This window comes from Candidatus Latescibacterota bacterium (assembly GCA_019038625.1).
In the GTDB taxonomy this organism is placed as follows: domain Bacteria; phylum Krumholzibacteriota; class Krumholzibacteriia; order Krumholzibacteriales; family Krumholzibacteriaceae; genus JAGLYV01.
The window spans coordinates 1-23310 of record JAHOYU010000143.1; the positions used below are offsets into that span (position 1 = coordinate 1).

The window sequence follows — 23310 nt, forward strand, 5'->3', positions numbered from 1 at the left end:
GACGTAAGGAGAGAGGTCGCACACGATCTGCATGATGTCATAGGTCAGGCAGTAGCTGGAATCAGCACTGAAGTCAAGGTTTTCGAGCAGTCATTATCATCGGATGATGTAAAGACGATCGAGTGGGCTGGTCATGTCGGGGGAGAACTGAAGAAACTCATCAAAGAGACCAGGCGTGCAGCGTACTCTCTTCATCCTCCAATGCTGGATGATCTCGGGTTGATTCCTACTCTTAAATGGTATATAAACAGGATTGTGAAGTCTGAAGGATTCGAGATAGAACTCATAGCTACAGGATTTGACGAAGAGCTGCCTTCCTATCTCGCGCTGTCATTCTACCGGATCGCCCAGGAGGCCTTGACTAACGTGGTCCGTCACAGCGAAGCAAAATTCATAATCCTGAAGGTCATCAAAGGTTTTCCCTGGGTTATTATGGATGTCAGGGATGATGGGAAGGGTTTCCAGTCGAAAGGCGAAGGTGCCGTTTTGGAGGGGCTTGGGATAACAGGTATGCGGGAAAGAGTCCAGAATATGGGTGGAAGATTCAAGATAAGTTCCAGTCCCGGACAGGGGACGCATGTACGGGTGAAGATCCCTCTGGAGGTGGGTAATGATTGATATCAGGCTGATGCTGGTGGACGATCACAACATAGTGAGGCAGGGTTTTAAAAGCATACTCGAAGACAAGGGGTTCGATGTCATTGCGGAAGCAGCTGATGGAAAGGAAGCGATAGATGTCGCCCGGAAGGTCCTTCCTGATGTCATAATCATGGATGTCGGGATGCCGAGGATGAGAGGGATAGAGTCATCCAGGCGGATAAAGAAGGAATTCCCCTCAGTGAAGATAATCATGCTTACAATCCATACAAATGAGACCTATATCTACGAGTCGCTGGACGCAGGCGCTGATGGCTATCTTGTCAAGGATACTGCCACTGAGGATCTTGTAGAGGCGATCATGACGGTAGTCTCGGGCAAAGTATACATCAGCAGAAACTTCCCGCCTGACATACTGGAGAACTATAGTAAGCTTAAGAAAGCGGGCAAAAAAGCAGATCAGTTCAGCAGGCTGACAAACAGGGAAAAGGAAATCCTTCAGTATATCGCGGAGGGGAATACCAGTCAGGCGATAGCCAAGGAGCTTTTCATCAGCAAGAAGACAGTGGAGAACCACAGGGCCAACATCATGAACAAGCTCGGTATCCACGACACGGCGAGCCTTGTGATGTACGCAGTCAAGATCGGTCTGGTCGACAGCAACTGATCAGGACCCTGGTATATTCCATATCCCCATATTTGAGGAGATACAACCATTGTAAAAAAACGGCCAATGGTGTATTCTTGTTCAGGGTCATTGAATTTCCGGGGCTATTAACGTTGAAACTGTATAAATATTTTGGAAAGATTTGAACTTTCCGTACGTGAATGGGTATAAGAGAGTGTGCGAGTGTGGAGGATTGATTTAAGTAATAGTTGATTCGAAAAAATATATCGGCAGATTTTTGCCGCCTGGTTAATGGGGATCTTTTCCTTCCTACCCAAAAACCCCATCTCTTCCCCTAGGAGATGAGCCGCTTATTGGAAAGGATTTCCGCCTGATTTATCAGGCCCGGCTTCCAACGCTCCGTGAGAGTCCCTTAGGATCGCTTTTCACTTCTTAGGAGTTGTAGCCGGATACAGGCGGCATTTTTTTATTGTCATTTCTCCTCAAAAATGAATATCATCGTCACGTCAATGGTCGATCACAAACTAAGGCAGGGGTGGCGGATGAAAAATATCAGACGGACCTGTATTTTGCGAAAAGGGATTGCCTTCCTGGCTGTCCTTATGTTGATCTCGATCGTTTCAGCCGGGATGTGTCACGCGTCCAGGCCCCCTCACATGGAGTTCCCGATCAAATTGATGAACCTCGAGACTGGCTACGTGCTTGGAAATGGTCAGTCAGTGCGGATCGGTATCGGTGATTCGGGATTCGGTGTGATGAACACCGTGCAGTTTTCGACAAATACACTTATGGACGTGGTCACCCTGATCAATGGACAGGTGAAGGTACGGATACTGCCGGAGAGCCTGGGACTGTTTTCTCTCTCGACAGGCCTGGCTTACTATAACCTGATCAGCTCGCAGTACATAATCGACACGGTAGTAGAAGAGGCGTTTACAGAGGAAGATATTGATATCGAGTCGGGGTTGGATATCCTGTGCTGGTTCCTCTCGGCGAGCAGGAAAATCGGCCCGGCCGTCAGATTGCATGCCGGCTACCAGTACCGCCGGCTCCAGGGAAATCTTTCTACGAAGAGTCCGGTCACGATGGATGACGATGACGAATCGATAGGAGTGGACCTGGATTTCGAAGAGACGGCAGAGCAGAGCTGTCTGATGTTCGGCGCTGACGCGGACATCTTCAGTCATCTCAAAATCATGCTAGAGCTGGGATATGATTTTTCATACGAACGATCGAGAGGTGGCGCTGGTATACGGCTGGGCATCGGAGGAGCTTTTGCACTCCAGGCAGGAGTGTTATGGCCGGGGATCAAGCTTGATGAAGATATCGATCTTCCTGTCCTGCCACATTTTTCCCTCTTCTGGAGATTTTAACGAAAGGGTGATATCTTGAGACGACTCATAGTGATATTGATGATGATCATCCTGATGGCGGGATGCAAGTCGACTCTGAAAGTCAACAACCAGTCCGACCCGAAAGATTTTGAACCGGTGACTCTTCCGGGCCACGGCGTCACGGGACAGGCCTTCGCGGAGCTTGATTTCTATGTGCCGGATGAGATCTCGAACGAGGAGTTCGATATCGAGAGGGCGAATATATTTGGAGATGTTTTTCTGGAAACACTCTTTGTTGAGGGAGATGTCGAGATCGAAGTCGATATTTACCTGGGACTCGAATCCGGGTCCGCGAATCTCGATGATCCTGATCTCAATCAGTACTTGGCCTCTGTCACTATTTCGGGTGTAGGGCAGCACACCCCGGTCGCGATCAGCGATCCGAGTCTGCTCAGGCAAGGCCTGAAAAATGGAGCCTTTTATGTGAAGATCGTTGCCGAGATCATCACCAATCCCACAGTTCCCGGTGAGGAGGAGATGGGAGTGCTCAGGATAAACGATATCTACTTCGACGCATGGCTGGTGAGGGAAACAGGCGGGTTATTCCCGTTTTTCTATTTGTTCTGATGCCGGTCTGTTTGTTCCCCGGAGATCCTGGCATTGTATCGTCTCGTTCTCGGCCCGTCGAATTCGCAGAAGAATACCGCCTGCCATGTGCCGAGGACCGGTACTCCACCTGAGATGATCAGAAATTCCGATGAACCTGTAAGTGTAGTTTTGACATGCGCGTCTGAATTTCCTTCGGCATGAGTGAAAGCTGGCGAGTCCGGTACAAGCCTCTCAAGATCGTTCGCGATGTCCCTGGCCACGGCAGGATCGGCTTTTTCGTTGATCGTCACAGCGGCGGTGGTGTGTGGTACAAATATATGACAGACGCCCTCGGATACGCCGCTTTCCATTATCATCGAACGTATATCGGAAGTGATATCGATCAGTTCGTTACGCCTGGATGTCCTTATTGTCATCTCTTTCAGCAATTTTTCCTCCGTTTCGCTAATAGAGTCCGGGCCGCACCGTGCGGCCTGTACACGGTCGTCCCATGGCAGGACCGCCTGGGCTGTCCGTTGGGCTGACTCATCATGACATAATATGGCATAATTGTCATGAATGGAAGGCTTGACCGACTGTTTACCTTGAAGTATAATGCTTTTCCCGGCTCAAAGGTGGGTCGGGAAACCGGGTTGATAATTAAGGCCTGATCGAGTCTGTGACTTTCTGGCGGCGTCGCGAGTCGTCCTCGGAGGGCAGGGTCGGATGGGCAGTGTTTAAGATAGCTGAAACGTTGATTCAAGGAGGTCGATTCATGTCATTGAGTGGTCTGGAACCAAAAGCTCTCTGGAAACATTTCGAGAAGATACTCAGTATACCGCATTGTTCGGGAAATGAAGCAGCGCTTGGCGCGGCTCTCATGTCTTACGCGAAGAACAAGGGTCTGGAAGCAGATATGGACGATGCTGGAAACGTGGTGGTCAGGATTCCCGCGACTCCGGGGCACGAGAAGGCCGAGACCATCGTTCTTCAGGGACACCAGGATATGGTCGGAGAGAAGAACTCGGATGTCGAGTTCGATTTCTTCAAGGATCCTATCCAGGTCGAGATCCAGGGAGACTGGTTGACTGCGAAGGGTACGACTCTAGGTGCAGATAACGGTATAGGCCTTGCGGCAGCTCTGGCGATTGCCGACGAGGAAGGGCTCGTACACGGACCGGTCGAAGTGCTGGCCACTGTTGACGAAGAGGTCGGCCTTACGGGTGCTGCCAAGCTTCAGCCGGGATTCGTAAAGGGCACGACCATGCTAAATCTCGACAGTGAAGAGCTGGGTGCTGCCTATGTCGGTTGCGCTGGTGGAGGAGATACTACGATCAAGCTTCCCGTAGAAATGATCGACCCTCCCGCTGGTACGAAGGGGTATACTCTCAAAGTAGCTGGCCTTCGTGGCGGGCATTCCGGAATCGATATCATCGAACAGCGGGGAAATGCTATCAAGATTGCCGCGAGACTTCTGGACAAGGCGATGAATACTCAGCCGTGTCATCTTGTCGAGATCAAGGGTGGAAGCAAGAGGAACGCGATTCCCAGGGAGGCATTTGTCGAGTTGATGGTCCTGGAGACCGCCGTCGAAGAACTGGCCACCTTCCTCGAGGAGGAGACTGGCAGGATCAAGATCGAACTGGGCGGGCGTGAAGATGGCCTGACTGTTTCGATCTCTTCATCTGACGCCGGACACCAGAAGGTTCTCAGCGGGACTTCCCAGAAGAGCCTGATCGATTTCCTGCTTGCCATCCCACATGGTGTAGAGGCAATGAGTTACGATATAGAGGGCCTGGTAGAGACTTCGAACAACCTGGCTACGATTTCGATGACACCGAAAGAAGCGGTGATCGGGACTTCCACGAGAAGTTCGATAAAAAGCGCGCTTCAGGCACTCAGGGACAAGATAGGTGCTACGGCGCGGTTGGCTGGCGCTGAAGCCATAGACGACGAGCCTTATCCCGGATGGATGCCCAACATGGATTCCAATATTCTCAAGGTCGTAAAGGAAGTCCATACGAAGGTGTTCGGCAAAGTGCCAGAGATGAAGGCGATTCATGCGGGCCTTGAATGCGGACTTATAGGGGAGAAGTTCCCCGGTATGGATATGGTCTCTTTCGGTCCGTGGATCGAACATCCACATTCGCCTGAAGAGCGGGTGCAGATACCCTCAGTCGACACTTTCTGGAAGCTGCTTGTAGCGGTTCTTGAGGAAATGGCCTGAGTTTGTTTCTGACCAGGATTTAGTCTTACAAGGGCCGGAGCCTCCTTGAGGTGCCGGCCCTTTTTCTGTCCGCTTGTCAGGGCTGGATGAATGCGGGTTGCCGGGTCTGACCACACAGGGTAACGGTCATAGAGGCTTTAACCGCTTGACTTTAATCTCTGAAATGTTATCATTGCATGAATAAAATGGATGGTTATAGGGGTGTAGCTCAACTGGTAGAGCATCGGTCTCCAAAACCGGAGGCTGCGGGTTCAAGTCCTGCCACCCCTACATTTTTTTCACTGGTAATACCTCCGATCCATTCCATCCGAGCGAGCAATATCCCTGCGTAAGGAGTCTGTTATGAGCAAGAAAAGAGTGACGAGCGGGATGAGGCCTACTGGCAGCATGCATCTTGGCAATCTGCTCGGAGCACTTAACAACTGGGTCCATCTTCAGGACGAATATGAATGTTTTTTCTTTATCGTGGACTGGCACGCTCTTACGACTCCGGGTGGTGGAGACGCCGTGGGATATGAGAATCTCGGCGATCTCAGAAACAGGGTGAGAGAGATAGCGATAGACTGGGTCTCAGCCGGGCTGGATCCTGATAAATGTTCTATTTTTATCCAGTCCCACGTCCCGGAAGTCGCGGAACTTCACCTGCTGTTTTCGATGATAACACCGCTCGGATGGCTCGAAAGAAATCCGGCGTACAAGGATATGGTCCAGAGTTACAAGATCGAATCACCGAGTTACGGCCTGCTCGGTTATCCCACGCTGCAGGCTGCCGATATCCTTATTTATAAAGGCGATTTTGTGCCGGTCGGCAAAGACCAGGTGGCTCATGTCAATATGACCCGGGATCTCGGTCAGAGATTCAACAGCCTTTACGGTAAAAAAGTGTTTCCAATCACCGAGGCATTACTTACAAAAGTTCCAAGGGTGCCTGGTATTGACGGTATAGAAAACAAGATGAGCAAGAGTTCCGGTAATTATATTGCTCTTTCTGACAGCTCGGAGGAAACGACGAAGAAGATCAGGACGATGTTCACCGATCCGGTGAAGATACGGAAAGATGATCCGGGACATCCCGATGGTTGCGTCGTCTATGCCTTCCAGGATATCTACAACAGGGGTGAGCTTGAGACAATCAGGAAGGAATGTGAAAGCGGTGCTCGTGGATGTGTGTCCTGCAAGATGGAACTGGCTGAGAAGATGAATGATGAACTCGAGCCGGTAAGAGCAAGAAGAGAAGATCTGGTAGCGAACCCCGGAATGATATCCGAGATACTGAGAGCGGGAGCCGTTAAGGCCGAGGGTATTGCCAGAGAAACATTAAAAGAAGTCAGGGAAGTGATGAATCTGCCTGCGAGGGAGAGTCTGGATGTCTGATACTACTGATTATTTTATCGAGAAATTTCGCAGAAATCTTGAGGTTGCCGACGAATCGCCGAGGTATTTCAGGCCCCGGCCGTACAGGAATGCGGCTGTTCGATTCAGGAAGTGTTCTATAGATGATTTCGAAAAGAGAAGGGATATTCTTGTCAACGAAGCGGGGCTCAATGCTTTTCTTTTCCGGGCCGATATGATTCCCGGATGCGACCTTCTTTCCGATTCGGGTACAACGACGATGACGATGGAGCAATGGGCCGCCATGATGCTGGGTGACGAGTCGTATGGATCAAACGAAGGTTACTTCGAGTTGATAAACGGGATTGAAGACGTGTTCGGCACCGGATGGGTGGATACTTCGTTCTCGATGGGTGGATATTCGGACAGCCTCTTCCTCTTTCACCAGGGCCGGGCCGCGGAAAACGCGTTTTTCACGATCCTTGCTCGTGAGTTGCGCAAGCTTCCCGAAGTGCCAGTCCCCGTGCTTTCGGACGGGCTGATGCCGGAATTGAAGGAGAGGATACAATCGAAACTCGACTCTCTGCCCGAGAGAAGGCGTAGCGTGGATGAATCCATGTTCATCATCCCGAGCAACTCCCATTTTGATACGACACAGGGGAACATCGAGGACAAAAGGATGATCCCGCTCAATCTTCCGTGCAGGGAACACCTCGAGAAGAACGAGGATTTTCTTTTCCGGGGGAATATGGATCTCGAGGAGCTTGAGAATCTGCTGGCAGTCGAGAAGGAAAGAGTGCCACTGGTCTATCTGACGATTACGAACAATACGGGAGGCGGACAGCCGGTATCGATGGACAATATCAGGAAGATCCGGGAGATCACCGCCAGATACGGGATCCCGTTCTTTTTCGATGCCTGTCGATTTGCCGAGAACGCCTGGTTTATCAGAAAGAACGAGCAAGGGTACTCGGACAAGCCGATCAAGGCTATAGTCCACGAGATGTTCAGCCAGGTCGACGGTTTCCATATCAGCCTCAAAAAGGATGGGTTGGCCAATATGGGCGGCGCCCTTGTAATCAGGAAAGACGGATCCTTCTACAAGAAGTTTCCCCATATCAGGGAAGGTTTTACAGACTACCAGATCATGGCTGAGGGACATCCGACATACGGAGGCCTGCCGGGCAGGGATCTTAAGGCGATCAGTGAGGGCCTTCGCACGGTGACCCACCTCGATTATCTCGATGCAAGGATAGGCCAGGTTGTCAGGTTCGGGCTGAAGCTTTCGGAGAGCGGCATCCCGATCATTAATCCTGTCGGAGGGCATGCTGTCTATATCGATGTGGACAAATTTTTTGGCGGAACAGCCGAAGATGAGGACTTCAAGGGAATTGCCTTTACAGGATTGATGCTGATCGCGGGGCACCGTGTGTGCGAACTGGGTCTATACGCGTTCGGCAGCTACGATGGGAAGACTGAGACCCCGCCGTCGCCCCGAGTCAACTATATCAGGGCTGCTGTGCCACGGCTTGCGTATGAGGACAGGGATCTCTTCTCGGTCGTCGAGGCGGCCAGGATCCTCGCTGACAACCGTGACAGGATCCCGGCAGTCGAAGTAAAATATGGAAGAGATCTGAGCCTGAGGCATTTCAAGAGCAGGTTTGGTTTTAAGGGGTAGTTTGGTAGGGGCGACATGTTTCCAGTCTCCTGCTCAGACAATCTTCGCGCGGCAGGCCGCGCTACGAAACTCGCGATGAGACTGGAAACATGCCACCCCCACCTCATTTGGAAGTGTGGCGGGACTCGCCAGTCTGGGTTATTATAGCCTTCAGCAAACACATGATTTATCAGGAATGAGAAGATTTTCTCAGAGACATGCCCTCCTTCTTTTTATCCGGATAATAAATGGAATATTTCATGCATATAGCTTTGTTTTATGACAATTACACGGGTTCTTCGTGATTTGGAGACTCATTGAGCAATATTGAGAACGATAATGCCATGTCATTGCAGTCTGTTTGCGAAGCCGGGCTTCAGTCCGGTCCTGACTGTGATCTGGAAGTTTCATCTGTTTCTGAATCGGAAATAGACAGGAATATGCTCTCTTCTGTCATTGAGATCGCGAACGTGATCAACTCACAGATCGATCTCGACAGGATATTGGCGGCGATCTCTGTCGAGTTTTCCAGGATCCTCGATTTTGATCTCGGTTGTGTAGCGATTTACGAGAAGAATGACAACTGCCTGTATATTCAACATGTTTTTCGCAGGAATGGTGACAGCCGGGGTGAAGGACGATATGTTCCTCTTGAGGACTCGAATCTGGTCGGCTGGGTGGCTATAAACAAAAAACCGATTCTCAGGGTCGATATATCCAGCGACAACAGGTTCAAAGAGATAATGAAGGAAGACAATCTGGGATCGGATATCGTAGTTCCCCTTCTCTCCAAAGGCGTTCTGGTCGGCACGTTCAATGTAGGCAGCCTGAGTCCCGGTCGCTACGATGAAGCGGATCTGCTCCTGGTAAAGGATTTTGGCGCATTGATCTCCATCGCCATCGAGAAAGCCCAGACGCTCCAGAAGCTGTTTCATCTTGGAGAGAAATATAACACCCTGATGAAATCGACCAATGATGTCATAATGATACTCAATACCTCAGGAGAGATCGTCGAGTGTAACGAAGCCGTTTCAAGGATATTTGGATACAGCCGTGACGAGTTGACGGGCAAGCCACTGGCTGCCTTTACTCTGCCGGAGAGACGTGAAACGATCAGTTTGAATTTCGGCAAGATCCTGCGAGGGGAAATCATGCATCTGCATGAGTCGTCATATCTTACAAAAAGCGAAGAGATCGTTTATCTGGACATCAACACGAGTGTGATCAATATAAAGAACCATCCGTACGTTTTGGGAGTAGGACATGATGTTACCGACAGAAAGAGGCTGGAAGAGAAAATAACGATTCAGAACCGGGAATTGAAGGAAAACAACAGAAAACTCAAGGAAGTCGATCAGCTCAAGAGTGAATTTCTGGGCAGGATAAGTCATGAGCTTCGTACTCCCCTGTCAGTCATCATGGCCTATACCGGGACTCTGATCGATGACACGGAGGAGATGATCGATAAGGTTACAAAGGATGAATTCCTCAATGTCATTGCCGATCAGTCGGACAAATTACTGACTCTTATAAACGATCTGCTTGACCTGTCAAAGGTCGAGATCTCAGAGACCATGCTCGATGTCACAGAGAGCAGCATCAATGAGATGATAAAAGCTTCAGTTGCTATTGTAAGACCTTTCTCCCTGCAACATGAAGTGGAGGTGAAGGTCGTGCTGTGCGATTCGATTCCCGTGACAAGGTTCGATCCCCTTCGCATACGTCAGATCTGTGTGAATCTACTCAGTAATGCAATTAAGTTTACGCCGTGCGGAGAGGTTGTGGAAATATCGACCGGCCTTTGCAAGGATATGATAACAGTATCAGTCAAAGACAGTGGGCCCGGGATCGAGAGTGGGGATGTGACAGATATCTTCGAACACTTCACTCAGGTCGATGGTGGTGCGGCGAGATCGAAGAACGGGATGGGTATCGGCCTCCGGCTCGTAAAGCACTACGTGGAGCTTCACCGCGGCAGAATCTGGGTAGAGAGCGTGAAAGGAGAAGGGTCGACCTTCAATTTCACGCTTCCACTGGTCGTTTCACCTCTAGGATAAATTCCCCTTACAGGAAGTACTAGAATATCGAGACTGTATCGTTTTTGATACTGATCTTTCTGCTGATTGACGTGACAGCGAGTCCGCCGATCTGGACAAGGCTCTCTTCTGAGTTGCTATTTTTCATCTCAACCAGGATGCGTGCGAGGTTTTCTGACTCTTTGCCCTGTTCCATGACCATCGTGCCGGTGGTAGCTATTCCATGCCTGAACAGGTATGTTCCGAGACCAGCTGCAGCTGTTCCTGTTGCCGGGTCTTCCCACATGCCCACTGCTGGAGCGAAATGTCTCGCGTACGATATGCATTCTTCAGAGAACGTGTCGAGAGAAAATATATGATTAGTATGGATGTGGTGTTTTTTATTCACCAGGCCGAGTTTGATAAGGTCGGGATTGAGACCGAGAATGGTCTCCTTGCGCTTCACCGGCACTATAAGCTGATCGAGTCCCGTAGCGATCACCTCCATCGGTAGTCCCGTTCCGGATATCTCTCCCGGATCGATTCCCAGGATAGATGCGATCTCGCTGGTCGAGATCGGTGATTCGTAATAACTGCTTATCGACTGCTGCATCATGATCTTTTTCAGGTATCCAACATTATCGCCGGAGCCGACCAGTTTCATGGCATCGCCGTCATCATTGTTTCTGGAATAGTGGATCTCTACATGAATAGTACCGATTCCGGTCTCGAAATTGACCAGATTGACTCCATAGGAGAGAGGGATACGGCCGTCTTCAATAAGAGCATAACAGGAAGCTATGGTCACGTGGCCGCTGATATCGACTTCCTCTGTCGGCGTGAAAAATCTTATCCTGAACAATGAGTCAGGAGACATGGGCATCGTTATGAAAGCTGTTTCAGCAAGATTCATCTCCCCGGCTATCCTTAACATATCTTCGGATGACAAAGCATCTGCGTCAGTGATCACTCCTGCGGGATTTCCACAGAATGGTTTCGCTGTGAAAGCGTCTACCTGTTTGACTACCATGTCCAGCATCTAAATCTCCTTTGACCTGAAGTTGCAAAAAGCAATCTGACGGTGCATAAAGACTTTAAGAGTCTTGTCGTGTCCCGTCCTTTCATTCCATTCCCAATAGATCCGGATTATTCTTTGACCCCCGTAACCCGTTGCAATAAGGCGAGATGCCGATCCTCTTGGTTGTGACAAGGCACCATAGCACACATGCTATGGTATCTACCCTTGTGGTACAGCATTTGCAAAATCGATTCCCGACAGTATTCCCCCACTCTATTTTCGGCAGACTGTCAGAGGAACTTTAGTAATTTCGGATCGAGAGCCATTTTAATGGGCCTTAAATCTACTTCGGAGTTCTATGGAACTGATTAGCAGTGAACTTGACATGAATGAATTAGCCTGGTTTGTCCAATCCAACTATGGAGTGAACCTGTCCATGTACAGGTCTACTTGCATTAAAAGAAGGATCGTTCACAGGCTCAATATGATCAACTGCGAAAGTATCGACCAATACTTCTCCTATATAGGAGAGCATCCGGACGAGATCGAAAAGTTGATGGATATCGTTACGATCCATGTAACCGGATTTTTCCGTGACACCGATATCTACAATACGCTGGAGAAGATCATTTTCCCCGAACTGATATTGGAAAAGGCCAGTTCGGACCATCCAGTGATAAGGATCTGGTCTGCGGGCTGTTCAACGGGCGAAGAGACTTACAGTCTCGCGATGTTGTTGGAGTATCTTGTGAGAAAATCCCAGAACAGCATAGAGCTTGAAGTCTTCGGCACCGATCTTTCTGAAGAGGTCTGCAGAATCGCAAGGGCCGGACTCTATTCCAGAGAGAAGATTCAGGAGATTCCTCTTCACATCAGAAGCAACGCGATCAGTCCGGAGAGAGAGCTCTTCAAGATATCGAATAATGTAAGGAAAGTCGTAAAGTTCAGGACTCATAATCTATTTTCTCCTCCGCCATTCTCGATGTTTGATCTGATCGTTTGCAGAAACGTACTGATTCATTTCGAGCATGAAGTAAGAGGAAAGATAGTCAGGTTTTTTCAAACTTCTCTGAATAACGACGGGTTGCTACTTCTCGGCAAGAGTGAGGCTCTTAGCGCGGAGTCGCTTGAAATGTTCTCCCTCGTCCATCCGAGAAGCAAAATTTACAGGAAGATGATTAACAACTGTTCCAAGGAGGAATGAGATGGGGTTATTTAAAATGGCCAGGACACTGAGTGGCAGAGTCTATATCACCATGTCGGTGATAGCGTTTGTCATCTGTGGGCTGATGTCGTTTTCGATTGTCAGGATAGCGAGGAGTAATTCGCAGGGAGTCCTTGAGGAGAATATTACCAGTCTCCAGGATTGCATAAACGGAACAACCTCGATAATCACTGGTTTCGAAGACTGGGAAGAACTTACCAGTAAATATGAGACTCTGAAAGCCAGGCATCCTGATCTGAAAAACATCCGAATTCTTGATGGTTCCGGTGTGGTTCTCGCTTCGGTGCCCGGCCACCCATCGGTCCTTGAAGAGGATCGATCCACAGCCGGCAGATCTCTCGAAGTAAATCCGGTCGAGGCAGGCAGTTTAGACAGAGTGTTTACGATACCGTTCGGTAGTGAACCTGCCAGGACATTGGTGGTATTTGTCACGGAATCGACCGATGATGTCATCACGTCATCTGTGAGGGTCGAAGTCTTTCTTACAACGGCTCTCGCGATGCTCGCGATCTTTGCTCTCTTTTACTGGTTCATACATTACATAATCAAAAGGCCGGCTCGCCAGCTTCTCGAAGCCAGCAGGGTTCTTGCAAGCAACTCGGGTGACCTTACGACTAAGATAGAGATCAATACCGATGATGAACTGGGAAGACTCGGCGCGACGCTGAATGAGATGTTTGGAAATATCTCCGGCATTATCAATGTCATCAGGAACACATCGGACAAGGTGAATTTTTCCGCTCAGAGCCTTTCGGCTTCCACTGAGGAGATGAATTCGATTACCGAAGAGACTTCACTGACAGTTCAGAATATTGCCAAATCATCTGATCTCCAGGCTCAGAAGGTCGAGGACATGATCATGGAGATCAGGAATATGGAACGCTCGGTAAAGCAGGTCGCCAACAGTGCAGAACTGGCGGCGTCAGCAGCGACCAATGCTTCGGAGACAGCTACCAAGGGTGGGGACTCCGCAAAGGAAGCGGTCGACAAGATCAATACTATCTATGATGTGACTTCGGAATCGTCGGTAATAATCAGGCAATTGGGTGAACGATCGATCCAGATAGGTGAGATCGTGGACGTCATCACAGATATCGCGGACCAGACAAATATGCTTGCTCTTAACGCAGCTATCGAGGCCGCCAGAGCCGGCGAAGCCGGGCGAGGATTCGCTGTGGTCGCCGACGAGGTCAAGAAACTGGCCGAAGGAAGTGCCAAGGCGGCCGAAGAGATCGCGGTGCTGATCAGAAAGACACAGGAAGACACCAGGACCGCTGTAGATAGCATCGAACTGGGAGCCAAGGAAGTCACCGAGGGTAAAGAGGTCATCACCCGGACCGGCGAATCTCTCGACGAGATCGTAGAGGTCCTGAAGAGCTCAAGCGATATGGCCAGGAGAATTTCGGCTGCTACGAAGGAACTCAGTCGGGGTATGAATAACGTTACCGGTTCGATAGACGAGATCTCATCGAGCGCTGAGAAAAATGCCTCTTCGACGCAGGAAACAGCCGCGTCGATGGAACAGATGACTTCCAGCATGGAAGATGTAGCGTCATCTGCACAGCGACTCAGCGATATGGCTATTCAGCTGAGAGAACATGTAGGCCGGTTTAAAATATCGATAATCGATAAGGTCGATGAAGTCGTCATAGCTCAGTAAATAGAATAACGAGGAGCAGGTCAGTTATGAATATCGAAGATCTGACAGGAATGGAAAACGAGGGGTTTCAGCTCGTCACCTTCCGTCTCGGAGAAGAAAATTACGGGATACCGGTATGGAAGGTCAAAGAGATCATCCGTCCTATGAAAGCCTACCCGATCCCGGGTATGGCCAAACCAGTCGACGGAGTGATCAATCTCAGGGGGGAGATTATCCCTGTTCTGATGATCCACTCGGTACTTGGAATCCCTGAGAGTGTGGAACAGAATGCCAGTCGGAAGAAGAGGATAATCATCCTCGATTCCGGAGATGGCGGATTCGGATTCATGGTCGATGAAGTGATGGATGTAGTAAGGGTCGATCCGGACGAAATAAAAAAATCTCCCGAAGTAAATGCGGACAGTCTATGCCGCGACGCGATGCTGGGTATCGTGCAGGTATCCGGACGCATGGTCATCTGTATAGATCCCGGAAAACTCGTGGCTGAATGTTTGAATGTAAGGGAACTGGTGTCGGAATGCGTGTCAGCTGATATGGCGGCCTGTTGAAGGGAATAGAGAGAGAAAGGGCAGGGAACAGGTAGTTTCCAGGGTAACAACATATGAGAAGCATCAGTGAGGCTGGGCCGATAATCAAGGTCGGTATGGCGCAGTACAGGGTGGGGATAGCCCCCATGAAGATGATAACGATGGCATTGGGATCATGTGTGGGAATCGTCCTGTATGACGAAAAAGCTGGACTGGGAGGGTTGGCTCACGTGATGCACCCGAGCAGGAACAAGGTAAAGAACAATATGAACCGCGCCAAGTTTGTGGATACGGCAATAGAATTGATGGTTGCGAAGATACTTAAGGAAGGCGCCAGAAAAGAAAGACTGAAGGCGAAGATCTTCGGAGGGGCCAGAATGTTTCAGCATATTACGGGCAGTCATGGAGTCATTCAGATAGGAGACGCCAATGTGGCCGCCACGAGAGAGCAGCTAGCCAAGAGAGGCATTCCCATCGTCGCCGAAAACGTAGGTGGGACCATGGGCCGGACGATCATGTTTGATGTCTCTGATGGAAGTGTGCATATGAAGGATTCTCTTAATAATGAGGAGATCTTCTGATGGTCAGAGGCCGGGCAAAGGAAAATATGAAGAAGATCCGTGTTGTCGTTGGCGAAGATTCTCCATTCATGCGGAGGATGATCGAGGATTCGCTGAATTCAGATCCGATGATCGAGGTCGTTGCAACTGCTCCGAATGGAAGAGACGTGTTAAAGAGGCTTGTCGAGATGGAACCTGACGTCATTACCCTTGACCTGGAAATGCCAAGGATGGACGGCCTGGAGACATTGAGATATATCATGAGCGAATGGCCCACTCCGGTGATCATTCTCAGCGGGCATTCTGCTGAAGGAGCCCGGATGGCACTGACCTGCCTGGAATATGGCGCAGTCGATTTCGTGGCCAAATCACCCAATGGCAGCCGTTTTCCTGTGGAGGAATTGATATCCAAAGTGAAACTTGCCTCAGGTGTCGAGGCGGACAAAGTGAGGTTTGCTCCGACTGAATATGACCTGAAGACAAAGATATCCTCAAAATCCTTGAATAGAAGGGGCTCTGCCGATTCGATAGTCCTTATAGGGGCGAGTACCGGTGGCCCGCAGGCAGTGATGGAGGTCATTCCCAGGCTTCCAGCCGACCTTGAAGCTGGAGTCCTGCTGCTGCAGCACATGCCACCGAATTTCACTCGTTACATGGCCGAGAGGCTTGACGCGCGTTCATCCATGAGTGTCCGGGAGGCTGAAGAAGGCGACGAGTTGATTCCCGGCCATGTCCTGGTAGCTCCGGGAGGGATGCATCTCTTTCTTGACGAGAGTCACGGGAAACGGAAGGTCATGTTGCTTCCCCGAAACCAGCTTCGTCGGAGCGCCTGCCCCTCGATAGATTTTGCGATGACGTCTTTTGCGCCCGAATTCAAGCGTAACCTTCTTGCCGTAATCCTTACCGGCATGGGACGTGACGGTGCAGCGGGGGCGGTGGCAGTGAGAAAATATGGAGGGCGGGTTGTCTGTCAGGACAGGGAGACGAGTATGATCTTCGGAATGCCCGGAGCAGTAATAGGTGAAGGGATGGCAGAACAGGCTCTGCCGGCCAGCGAGATAGCCGAGTGTATAGAGAACATCGTCTCAGAGTTTTCGAAACCTGGACATGAATATAAAGACAGGGTGAGAGTGCATGGAAACGACTGATTATTTGGCCCTATATGTGAGTGAGACGAACGAGATCCTCCAGGGTCTCGAGGAAAGCATCATGGATCTCGAGAATGGTGGAGATCATGAGGCTTCGATCGAAGAGATGTTCCGTAACGCTCACAATCTGAAAGGGATGTCAGGAGCTATGGGATATGAGTTTCTGGTTGAGGCCAGCCATGCTCTCGAAAGCATTCTCGACGGTTGTAAACGGGGAGTACTCAAAGTCGAAGATTCCGAGTTGGATCTTCTCCTCAGGGTGGTCGATCTGCTTGGAGCTCTTGTGAGGTGGACTATCGATGGGAAGGGCGATGGAAGAGGGGAAGAGTTGCTCGGTGAACTGCTCGTTCTCATGTCGCCGATGAGTAAAAGGATCGTCAATCAGGAAAACAAGCTGACGCATGAAACGGGGCTGGCATCAGACAATCCGGGTTCGTCTGTTGTTGCTCCCCTGCATCAGTCCGATTCGGAAATCAAGGAGGCTGGTGCCTCGGACAGTGAAAACGATTCTTCTCGCCAGACGGGCGACTATAACAGAGGGATTACATCAACAAGAGTCGACCTGGAAAGACTCGATTGTCTTATGGATCTTGTCGGCGAGTTGATCATCGGCAGGATAAGACTGAGTAGTCTCGCACGCGAGACGGGATCAAGGGCATTGTCGGACGAGCTCGGCTCGTTCGGGAGGCTTATTTCAGAGATACAGAAAGAAGTCATGGAGGCAAGACTTGTCCCGGCTGGACAGGTCTTTCACAGGTTCAAGCGCCTGGCGAGAGATGCCGGGAGAGAGCTTGGGAAGAAAGTCGATTTTACGATCAAGGGATCCGAGATCGGTCTGGACAGGACCATTCTTGAGAGTATGGCAGATCCGCTCATGCATCTGGTCAGAAACGCTATCGATCATGGTGTCGAATCTCCCGCTGAGCGCAAGGCCGCTGGCAAACCTGAGATTGCATCAGTCGTGTTGAGCGCCAGACGTGAACGGAACCAGGTCATTATAGCGGTGTCAGATGACGGACGCGGAATCGATCTTGAGAAGATAAATAAAGCTCGTAACGTGGCTGGGACCCGGGAGTCTGCCGGGACAAAACTCAGCGAAGAAGAATTGTGCAGGATCCTGACTGAAGCAGGATTCAGCACGAGAGATGAAGTCAGTCGTTACTCCGGAAGAGGAATCGGAATGAATGTGGTGGGCAAGATGATCGATTCGCTGGGTGGAACGCTTCATATAGACAGTAAGGCTGGGGAGGGAACTGAAGTAAGCATGTTTCTCCCGATCAATCTGTCGATCATCAAGGCCCTTCTGTTCTGTGTGGGGACAGACGTTCACGCGTTGCCTCTCGAGTATGTGAAGGAGACTGCAAGAGTCGAGCGCGGTTCTTTCAACACTGTCAGAGGCATGGAAGTATATGAGACTCTCGCCGGCCCCATACCGGTAATCCATCCTGGTGATATTTTCCAGGCGAATCTTGAGGATAATGAAGCACGGTATTTAAAGGTGATCATAGTAAGTATCGGAGGGAAAGAAGCCTGCCTTGTGGTGAACCGGGTACTCGGGCAGCAGGACGTTGTTATCAAGAGTCTGCCGACGATGGTCCGGGGAGCAAGCGGCATATCGGGAGCGACTATACTTGGGAGCGGGAAGATAGCTTTCATATGGGATCCAAAAGTTCTTTTTTACGGAAGGAGTACGTATGAGTCCAATAAAGAGGCCGTCGTACTTGAGAATTGATGCTTTGAAAGAGCTCGGGAATATCGGGTCTGCTCACGCGATCACGGGACTTTCCGAATTGCTCAGCAAAAGGATCGACGTCTCGATCACGAATGTGGACATTATCCCTCTGCAGATAATCTACACGCTGTTCAACGGTCCGGAATCGATGGTTTCGGTTGTATATCTCGAAGGGTACAGCGAAGAGTTCAGAGGGATGATGTTTCTGATATTCCCGAATCCCGAAGCTCAGAGGATGGTTGAACTGGCGACGGGCAACCAGGCCTCAAACCTGTTTGCTTCAGACGAGATGTCTTTGTCTACTCTCAAGGAGATAGGGAATATCATGTGCGGGTGTTACCTGAATACTTTGGCTACTTTCATAGGCCGAAAGATCATGCATTCTGTGCCTCAGCTGTCCATGGACATGCTCGGCTCGGTGATGGATTCGATCCTTGTCGACCTGAGTATGGAGTCCGACTACGCTATCGTCCTTGAAACTGCTTTTTCGTTTACGAAGGACAAGTGCAATGGATTTCTGTTCTTTATACCGACTTCGGATTCGATCGATACGATATTCAGTGCAATAGGTGTCGAATAACAACGAGAGGAGACAAGAAAGTGAAACCAAGAGTACTGGTAGTAGATGATGCAATTTTTATGAGGAAGATGATAACCGACATCCTTATCGGACATGGTATGGAGATCGTCGGTGAGGCAGATACAGGAAGCGGCGCCGTAGAGAAGTACGCAGAACTCAAACCTGATCTGGTAACGATGGATATTATCATGCCGGAAATGAATGGGATCGATGCGGTGAAGTCGATTATGGCCGCCGATTCGCAGGCGAAGGTCGTCATGTGCAGCGCTCTGGGTCAGCAGGCGCTTGTACAGGACGCGCTTGCCGCCGGAGCCAAGGACTTTCTGATCAAGCCTTTCAATCCGTCAAGGGTTATCGAAGTCGTATCGAAGATCCTCGGTCAGGTCCCGATAATGTAGGAAGGAAAGAACCGGGTATGCCACAGTTGAACGATAATGAGAAGGATATCCTGCTCAGTTTTGCGTCGCGGGTCGATCGGAACGATCCCGGAGCGCTTAACAACCTTGGAGTACTGTATTATCGCAAGGGAATCTATGACGAAGCGATAGCACAGTTCAAGGAAGCACTCAAGATCGATTCCAGGTTCGATCTGGCGAGAGAGAACCTTCAGTATCTCTTTGCCGAGACGAAAATGGAGGATCCCGATGTAAGCAGGTGGAAAAAAGAGGTCGAAAGTGATCCTGGCAACGATGAAGCACTGCTGAGACTCGGAGTGAGCTATCAGAATATGGGATGGCTCAAGGAGGCTTCGGAGACACTGGGAGAAGTGGTCGCGAAAAATCCCGACCACTACATGGCCCGAATTCATCTCGGTACCGTACTCAAAGCCAGGGGACTTCACCAGCAGGCTCTGGAGCATTATCTATGTGCTTCGGACAAGGTCAGGAAGTCGGCTGTCTTTTTCACGGATCTGGGCGAGATATATTACAATCTCGGGCGTACGGATGAAGCGATCACCGAATTGATGGCTGCCATCAAACTTGATGCTGATTACTGGAGATCGCATTTTCTGCTGTCGTTCGCTTATGGAGATATCGGTCATTTCCAGGAGGCTATCGAGGAGGGCAGGATAGCATCGAAGCTGAATCCTTCGTTCCAGAACACGGAAGCCAATCTTGCGCTTTCCAATTTCAAGGACGGGGATCAGGATCCAATGGCTTCCGCCATGGGAAAAGAGATCCCCAGCCTCGAGAGTACGTCGTTTACGCTGGGTGTCGCCTACAGGGAGCGGGGATATTACAAGGAAGCTCTGCAGGAACTCAACAAGGCTCTGTCCGATATGCCGGAGAAAGACAGAGTTTATATAGAGCTCGGCAAGATCCATATGTCCGAATCCAACGAGAAGGAAGCCCTGACAGCTTTTCTCAAAGCGCTCGAGGAGAACACGGAGAACGCGGAAGCGTTCAGACTCTGCGGATGTATTTATCATCTTCAGGGCCATTACCGAAAGGCAGGGATCTGTTATCTTCAGGCTTTCAGGTTGAATTCCGGAGATGCTGACACGATGAATAACCTGGGAGTACTTCTGTACCAGGCGGGATTGTACGAGGATGCTGAAAGGATGTTCAAGAAAGGACTGAACCTGAGTCTCTATAATCTCGAACTCAATTACAACTTCCTTACATGCAATCTTCTCAAGGAAGAATACCTGATGGCGGAGAACTTGATTCAGAGACTCGAGGCGTTTGTAGGGAAAAGTCCTATGCTGTACGAGAAGAGAGCGATTCTTCACTACAAACTCAACAGGATGACACTCGCCCTTTTCGATATAGAGAGTGCCTTGACATTCGACAAGAATCACGCGGATGCGCTCTACCTCAAGGGATTGATCTTTCTGCGCGAAGAGAATTTCCATGACGCGATCGAATCGATTCTCGGTGCTGCCAGTATCTGTTCCGAGTACAGAGGATTCCATTTTTTCCTCGCAGTGGATGAAAATGTGAAGGCCGATCCAGTAAGAATAGAGAAGACACTTTCCGGGGATCCGGACGACGAACTGATAGAGATCCTTCAGGCTGGAGTTCACAGGAGGTTCGACAAGATCAGGGAATTTCTTATGGCCGTTGTGGAGGATGGGATAAAGGAAGTAGAGAGCGGAGAGATAGCTGGAGGTGTTTCGCGAGCTGATGCTCCAGGAAATGCCCCTGAACACAAAGATAAAAATTCGTCTGCAATAGATGTGGCGGAGGAGAAATCAGTGCCAGGTGAGAATGGAGATGCTGTCGAAGTCATATCAGACTCTGATAACGCGTCGGACGAAGAAACAGGCATCGATCTCCTTGAAGAGATCAGATTCGATATTTAGTCAGGGAAAGGAACGCGTGATGGCCATCCAGTCGTCAATACAGGAACTCGGTCTTTTTGATTTGTTTCAGCTGCTTCATATGAACAGCAAGACAGGCAGACTGATAATAACCGATACTGGCAAGAACAGGGAAGCTCAGGTGCTTTTCCAGGAGGGTTCCGTATGTATGGCATCGACACACGACAGATCCCCGAAGTCGGTCGAGATGCTGCTCGAAGAATGGGGTGTTATCGATGAGACATCTTTTCAGAATATAGAAAGGTCCTTGAGAAACCATAAGAGTATGATTGATTGTCTTCAGGCCGAGGGCATTTCTTCGCGGCCACACCTGGAGAGTTTCTTTTCATCACGGATACGTGAATGCGTCTATTCCCTGTTCAAGTGGGAAACTGGCGAATGCAGGTTTATTGAAGAGGAACTTGATTCAAGACGAGAAGTTCTCATCCTGTTGAACACGGAAAACCTTATTATGGAAGGTGCCCGTCGGATCGATGAGTGGTCGAATATCAAGAACAAGGTTCCTTCCAGACATTCGGTATTCAGATTCTGTCAGGGTAATGAACAGGACCAGAGGCTGAACCTGAAGCCAAAGGAATGGGAGATCCTGTCGCTGATCGATGGCAACCGGTCGGTACATGAGATAAACAATCTTGTCAGTGAGGAACTATTCACGACGAGCAAATTGATATACGGCCTTGTGGTGATGGGGGTCATCGAGCTGACTGTCGATGAGGAAGCTATAGAGATCTCTCATAACAGCGAGGAGAGGGTCGACGAACTTATTCGAGAGGGCAGAAGCTATTATAGCAGGCTCAATCTTGAAAAAGCAGCCACAGAATTCGAAAAGGCTCTTCAGGTCGATCCCGAATGCTTCGAGGCACTCAGGATGCTAGGGGAGATTTACTACAAACTCGACAGATTGAGCGAGGCGCTTGCATATCTTCGCAAAGCGAGAGCGCAAAGGCCATACAACCAGAAGACGATGTTTATTAAAGGCTATCTGCATGCCCGTCTTGGTGAGGTCGATCTGGCGCTCAACGAATGGAATGATCTCCGTGAACAGGCCCGTAATCCGAAAATAATCGAACTCGTCAAACACCGGATCTCTGTTGCGATGGAATGGGAAAAGGTGCTGCAGGAGTATTGATCTTCGGAATCTGACGGTATCTGTCATTATTCAGCCACAAGCGGTAAAGCGCGGCGAAACTATCCACTTCCATATCTCCACGGACAAATGTTATATTTTCCGTTCACGTACACTGTGTGCAGCTGTTTCCAATTCGAACCAGCCGGGGACAATATGGGTGAGATATTTGCTTTGGCGACTGCGTTTGTGTGGGCATTCGCTGTTATTCTATTCAAGAAATCCGGAGAAAAGATACCACCTTTCGCGCTGAATTTCTTCAGGGTCGGTGGGGGAGCACTTCTTTTCGTGATCACACTCATTGTTATTAAAGAACCGTTGTGGGGCAGGGCGCCTCTCAAAGATTATTTGATTCTGGTATTAAGCGGATTTCTTGCTATCACTATAGCTGACACATTATTCCACAAGTGTCTGAATATTGTCGGCGCCGGAGTAAACGCTATCGTTGACACGCTCTACTCTCCGTTCATAGTTTTTTTCGCCTTTACCCTGCTGGGAGAGAGGCTCACTTACTGGCATTATGCCGGGATGGTCGTGATCTTGTCCGGAGTGCTTCTCTCCACAAGGATCGATCCACCCGAGGGGACAACGAAAAAGCAAATGGTGACAGGCATCGCCTGGGGAGTGTTGTCGATGGCCACGCTGGGCCTGGGAATAGTCATAGCAAAACCGGTGCTGGATCGATCGCCCGTCGTATGGGCTACGGCGGTCAGGCAGATCGGCTGTTTTCTCACCATGATCCCGGCGTTGCTCCTGCCGAAGGTAAGGCGCGAGGTGTTTGCCACATTCGTACCTCAGAAGCACTGGAAGTTCATGATTCCCGCGACGGTGCTGGGATCATTTCTGGCACTCATTCTGTGGATAGCCGGGATGAAATACACTCAGGCAGGTACAGCCGCCATACTGAATCAGACGAGTTCGATACATATTCTGATCCTCGCCTCTATCTTTCTGAAGGAACCGTTTACCAGGAACAAGGCAGTCGCGGCTGCCCTCGCCATCGGAGGCGTTCTGATGGTGACCCTGGGTTGAG

The 23310-nt window shown here is 49.9% G+C and carries 21 protein-coding genes and 1 tRNA gene; 20 read left to right on the plus strand and 2 right to left on the minus strand.

Features of this window, described 5'->3' with window-relative positions; genetic code table 11:
• The 4 genes from KOO63_10840 to KOO63_10855 all read left to right on the plus strand — a co-directional run.
• Positions 1-618, plus strand: a 618-nt coding sequence (locus KOO63_10840) for a sensor histidine kinase (GenBank protein ID MBU8922301.1), incomplete at its 5' end; no start/stop codon positions are given.
• Positions 611-1264, plus strand: a complete 654-nt coding sequence (locus KOO63_10845) for a response regulator transcription factor (GenBank protein ID MBU8922302.1) — start codon at positions 611-613, stop codon at positions 1262-1264. The genes KOO63_10840 and KOO63_10845, both read left to right, overlap by 8 nt.
• Before the next feature lie 503 nt (positions 1265-1767).
• Positions 1768-2598 (plus strand): hypothetical protein, encoded by an 831-nt coding sequence (locus KOO63_10850; GenBank protein ID MBU8922303.1) that lies wholly within the window; start codon positions 1768-1770, stop codon positions 2596-2598.
• Positions 2599-2613: 15 nt separating this feature from the next.
• A complete protein-coding gene (locus KOO63_10855) occupies positions 2614-3186 on the plus strand; it encodes a hypothetical protein (protein MBU8922304.1) in 573 nt (190 codons plus the stop codon).
• On the opposite strand, the gene KOO63_10860 is transcribed toward KOO63_10855, so the two are convergent.
• Entirely contained in the window at positions 3174-3596 is a 423-nt protein-coding gene (locus KOO63_10860) for a secondary thiamine-phosphate synthase enzyme YjbQ (protein MBU8922305.1), read from the minus strand. The two genes, KOO63_10855 and KOO63_10860, sit on opposite strands and share 13 nt — an antisense overlap.
• Positions 3597-3922: 326 nt before the next feature.
• Between KOO63_10860 and KOO63_10865 the strand changes: the two genes are divergently transcribed.
• The 5 genes from KOO63_10865 (at position 3923) to KOO63_10885 (ending at position 10420) form a co-directional block, all read left to right on the plus strand.
• Positions 3923-5374 (plus strand): aminoacyl-histidine dipeptidase, encoded by a 1452-nt coding sequence (locus tag KOO63_10865; GenBank protein ID MBU8922306.1) that lies wholly within the window; start codon positions 3923-3925, stop codon positions 5372-5374.
• Positions 5375-5571: 197 nt separating this feature from the next.
• Positions 5572-5644, plus strand: a tRNA-Trp gene (locus KOO63_10870).
• A gap of 72 nt (positions 5645-5716) precedes the next feature.
• Entirely contained in the window at positions 5717-6748 is a 1032-nt protein-coding gene (trpS, locus tag KOO63_10875) for a tryptophan--tRNA ligase (protein ID MBU8922307.1), read from the plus strand.
• A complete protein-coding gene (locus tag KOO63_10880; GenBank protein MBU8922308.1) occupies positions 6741-8384 on the plus strand; it encodes a tryptophanase in 1644 nt (547 codons plus the stop codon). Before trpS ends, KOO63_10880 begins: the two co-directional genes overlap by 8 nt.
• A gap of 296 nt (positions 8385-8680) precedes the next feature.
• The gene (locus KOO63_10885; protein MBU8922309.1) at positions 8681-10420 is read left to right on the plus strand and encodes a PAS domain S-box protein; all 1740 of its coding nucleotides are present in this window, start codon (positions 8681-8683) and stop codon (positions 10418-10420) included.
• Between the two features lie 19 nt (positions 10421-10439).
• Here KOO63_10885 and KOO63_10890 read toward each other — a convergent pair whose 3' ends face one another.
• Positions 10440-11417, minus strand: coding sequence for a PhzF family phenazine biosynthesis protein (locus KOO63_10890; GenBank protein MBU8922310.1), 978 nt, complete (start codon positions 11415-11417; stop codon positions 10440-10442).
• Between the two features lie 337 nt (positions 11418-11754).
• Between KOO63_10890 and KOO63_10895 the strand changes: the two genes are divergently transcribed.
• The 11 genes from KOO63_10895 to KOO63_10945 all read left to right on the plus strand — a co-directional run bounded on the left by KOO63_10895 (position 11755) and on the right by KOO63_10945 (position 23309).
• Positions 11755-12600 carry a protein-glutamate O-methyltransferase CheR gene (locus KOO63_10895; protein ID MBU8922311.1) on the plus strand — a complete coding sequence of 282 codons (846 nt, stop codon included), beginning with the start codon at positions 11755-11757 and terminating at the stop codon, positions 12598-12600.
• Position 12601: 1 nt separating this feature from the next.
• Entirely contained in the window at positions 12602-14281 is a 1680-nt protein-coding gene (locus tag KOO63_10900) for a HAMP domain-containing protein (protein MBU8922312.1), read from the plus strand.
• A gap of 26 nt (positions 14282-14307) precedes the next feature.
• On the plus strand, positions 14308-14829 hold the full coding sequence (locus KOO63_10905; protein ID MBU8922313.1) for a chemotaxis protein CheW: 522 nt from the start codon (positions 14308-14310) through the stop codon (positions 14827-14829).
• Between the two features lie 53 nt (positions 14830-14882).
• Positions 14883-15389: a chemotaxis protein CheD gene (locus KOO63_10910; protein MBU8922314.1), complete on the plus strand. Its 507-nt coding sequence runs from the start codon at positions 14883-14885 to the stop codon at positions 15387-15389.
• Positions 15389-16516 carry a chemotaxis-specific protein-glutamate methyltransferase CheB gene (gene cheB, locus KOO63_10915; GenBank protein MBU8922315.1) on the plus strand — a complete coding sequence of 376 codons (1128 nt, stop codon included), beginning with the start codon at positions 15389-15391 and terminating at the stop codon, positions 16514-16516. Before KOO63_10910 ends, cheB begins: the two co-directional genes overlap by 1 nt.
• Entirely contained in the window at positions 16503-18248 is a 1746-nt protein-coding gene (locus KOO63_10920; GenBank protein MBU8922316.1) for a chemotaxis protein CheA, read from the plus strand. Before cheB ends, KOO63_10920 begins: the two co-directional genes overlap by 14 nt.
• A complete protein-coding gene (locus tag KOO63_10925) occupies positions 18211-18828 on the plus strand; it encodes a chemotaxis protein CheC (protein MBU8922317.1) in 618 nt (205 codons plus the stop codon). Before KOO63_10920 ends, KOO63_10925 begins: the two co-directional genes overlap by 38 nt.
• A gap of 20 nt (positions 18829-18848) precedes the next feature.
• Positions 18849-19226, plus strand: a complete 378-nt coding sequence (locus KOO63_10930) for a response regulator (GenBank protein MBU8922318.1) — start codon at positions 18849-18851, stop codon at positions 19224-19226.
• Positions 19227-19243: 17 nt separating this feature from the next.
• Positions 19244-21133: a tetratricopeptide repeat protein gene (locus KOO63_10935; GenBank protein MBU8922319.1), complete on the plus strand. Its 1890-nt coding sequence runs from the start codon at positions 19244-19246 to the stop codon at positions 21131-21133.
• A 19-nt stretch (positions 21134-21152) separates the two neighbouring features.
• A complete protein-coding gene (locus KOO63_10940; protein ID MBU8922320.1) occupies positions 21153-22280 on the plus strand; it encodes a DUF4388 domain-containing protein in 1128 nt (375 codons plus the stop codon).
• 153 nt (positions 22281-22433) lie between these two features.
• Positions 22434-23309, plus strand: a complete 876-nt coding sequence (locus KOO63_10945; protein ID MBU8922321.1) for a DMT family transporter — start codon at positions 22434-22436, stop codon at positions 23307-23309.
• Position 23310 lies beyond the last annotated feature (1 nt).

Excerpts from the sequence above, each read along its gene's own strand:
- KOO63_10845 (MBU8922302.1), top strand. The coding sequence starts at position 611 with ATGATTGATATCAGGCTGATGCTGGTGGACGATCACAACATAGTGAGG.
- KOO63_10850 (MBU8922303.1), top strand. The coding sequence starts at position 1,768 with ATGAAAAATATCAGACGGACCTGTATTTTGCGAAAAGGGATTGCCTTC.
- KOO63_10865 (MBU8922306.1), top strand. The coding sequence starts at position 3,923 with ATGTCATTGAGTGGTCTGGAACCAAAAGCTCTCTGGAAACATTTCGAG.
- trpS (MBU8922307.1), top strand. The coding sequence starts at position 5,717 with ATGAGCAAGAAAAGAGTGACGAGCGGGATGAGGCCTACTGGCAGCATG.
- KOO63_10880 (MBU8922308.1), top strand. The coding sequence starts at position 6,741 with ATGTCTGATACTACTGATTATTTTATCGAGAAATTTCGCAGAAATCTT.
- KOO63_10890 (MBU8922310.1), bottom strand. The coding sequence starts at position 11,417 with ATGCTGGACATGGTAGTCAAACAGGTAGACGCTTTCACAGCGAAACCA.
- KOO63_10895 (MBU8922311.1), top strand. The coding sequence starts at position 11,755 with ATGGAACTGATTAGCAGTGAACTTGACATGAATGAATTAGCCTGGTTT.
- KOO63_10900 (MBU8922312.1), top strand. The coding sequence starts at position 12,602 with ATGGGGTTATTTAAAATGGCCAGGACACTGAGTGGCAGAGTCTATATC.
- KOO63_10905 (MBU8922313.1), top strand. The coding sequence starts at position 14,308 with ATGAATATCGAAGATCTGACAGGAATGGAAAACGAGGGGTTTCAGCTC.
- KOO63_10910 (MBU8922314.1), top strand. The coding sequence starts at position 14,883 with ATGAGAAGCATCAGTGAGGCTGGGCCGATAATCAAGGTCGGTATGGCG.
- cheB (MBU8922315.1), top strand. The coding sequence starts at position 15,389 with ATGGTCAGAGGCCGGGCAAAGGAAAATATGAAGAAGATCCGTGTTGTC.
- KOO63_10920 (MBU8922316.1), top strand. The coding sequence starts at position 16,503 with ATGGAAACGACTGATTATTTGGCCCTATATGTGAGTGAGACGAACGAG.
- KOO63_10925 (MBU8922317.1), top strand. The coding sequence starts at position 18,211 with ATGAGTCCAATAAAGAGGCCGTCGTACTTGAGAATTGATGCTTTGAAA.
- KOO63_10935 (MBU8922319.1), top strand. The coding sequence starts at position 19,244 with ATGCCACAGTTGAACGATAATGAGAAGGATATCCTGCTCAGTTTTGCG.
- KOO63_10940 (MBU8922320.1), top strand. The coding sequence starts at position 21,153 with ATGGCCATCCAGTCGTCAATACAGGAACTCGGTCTTTTTGATTTGTTT.
- KOO63_10945 (MBU8922321.1), top strand. The coding sequence starts at position 22,434 with ATGGGTGAGATATTTGCTTTGGCGACTGCGTTTGTGTGGGCATTCGCT.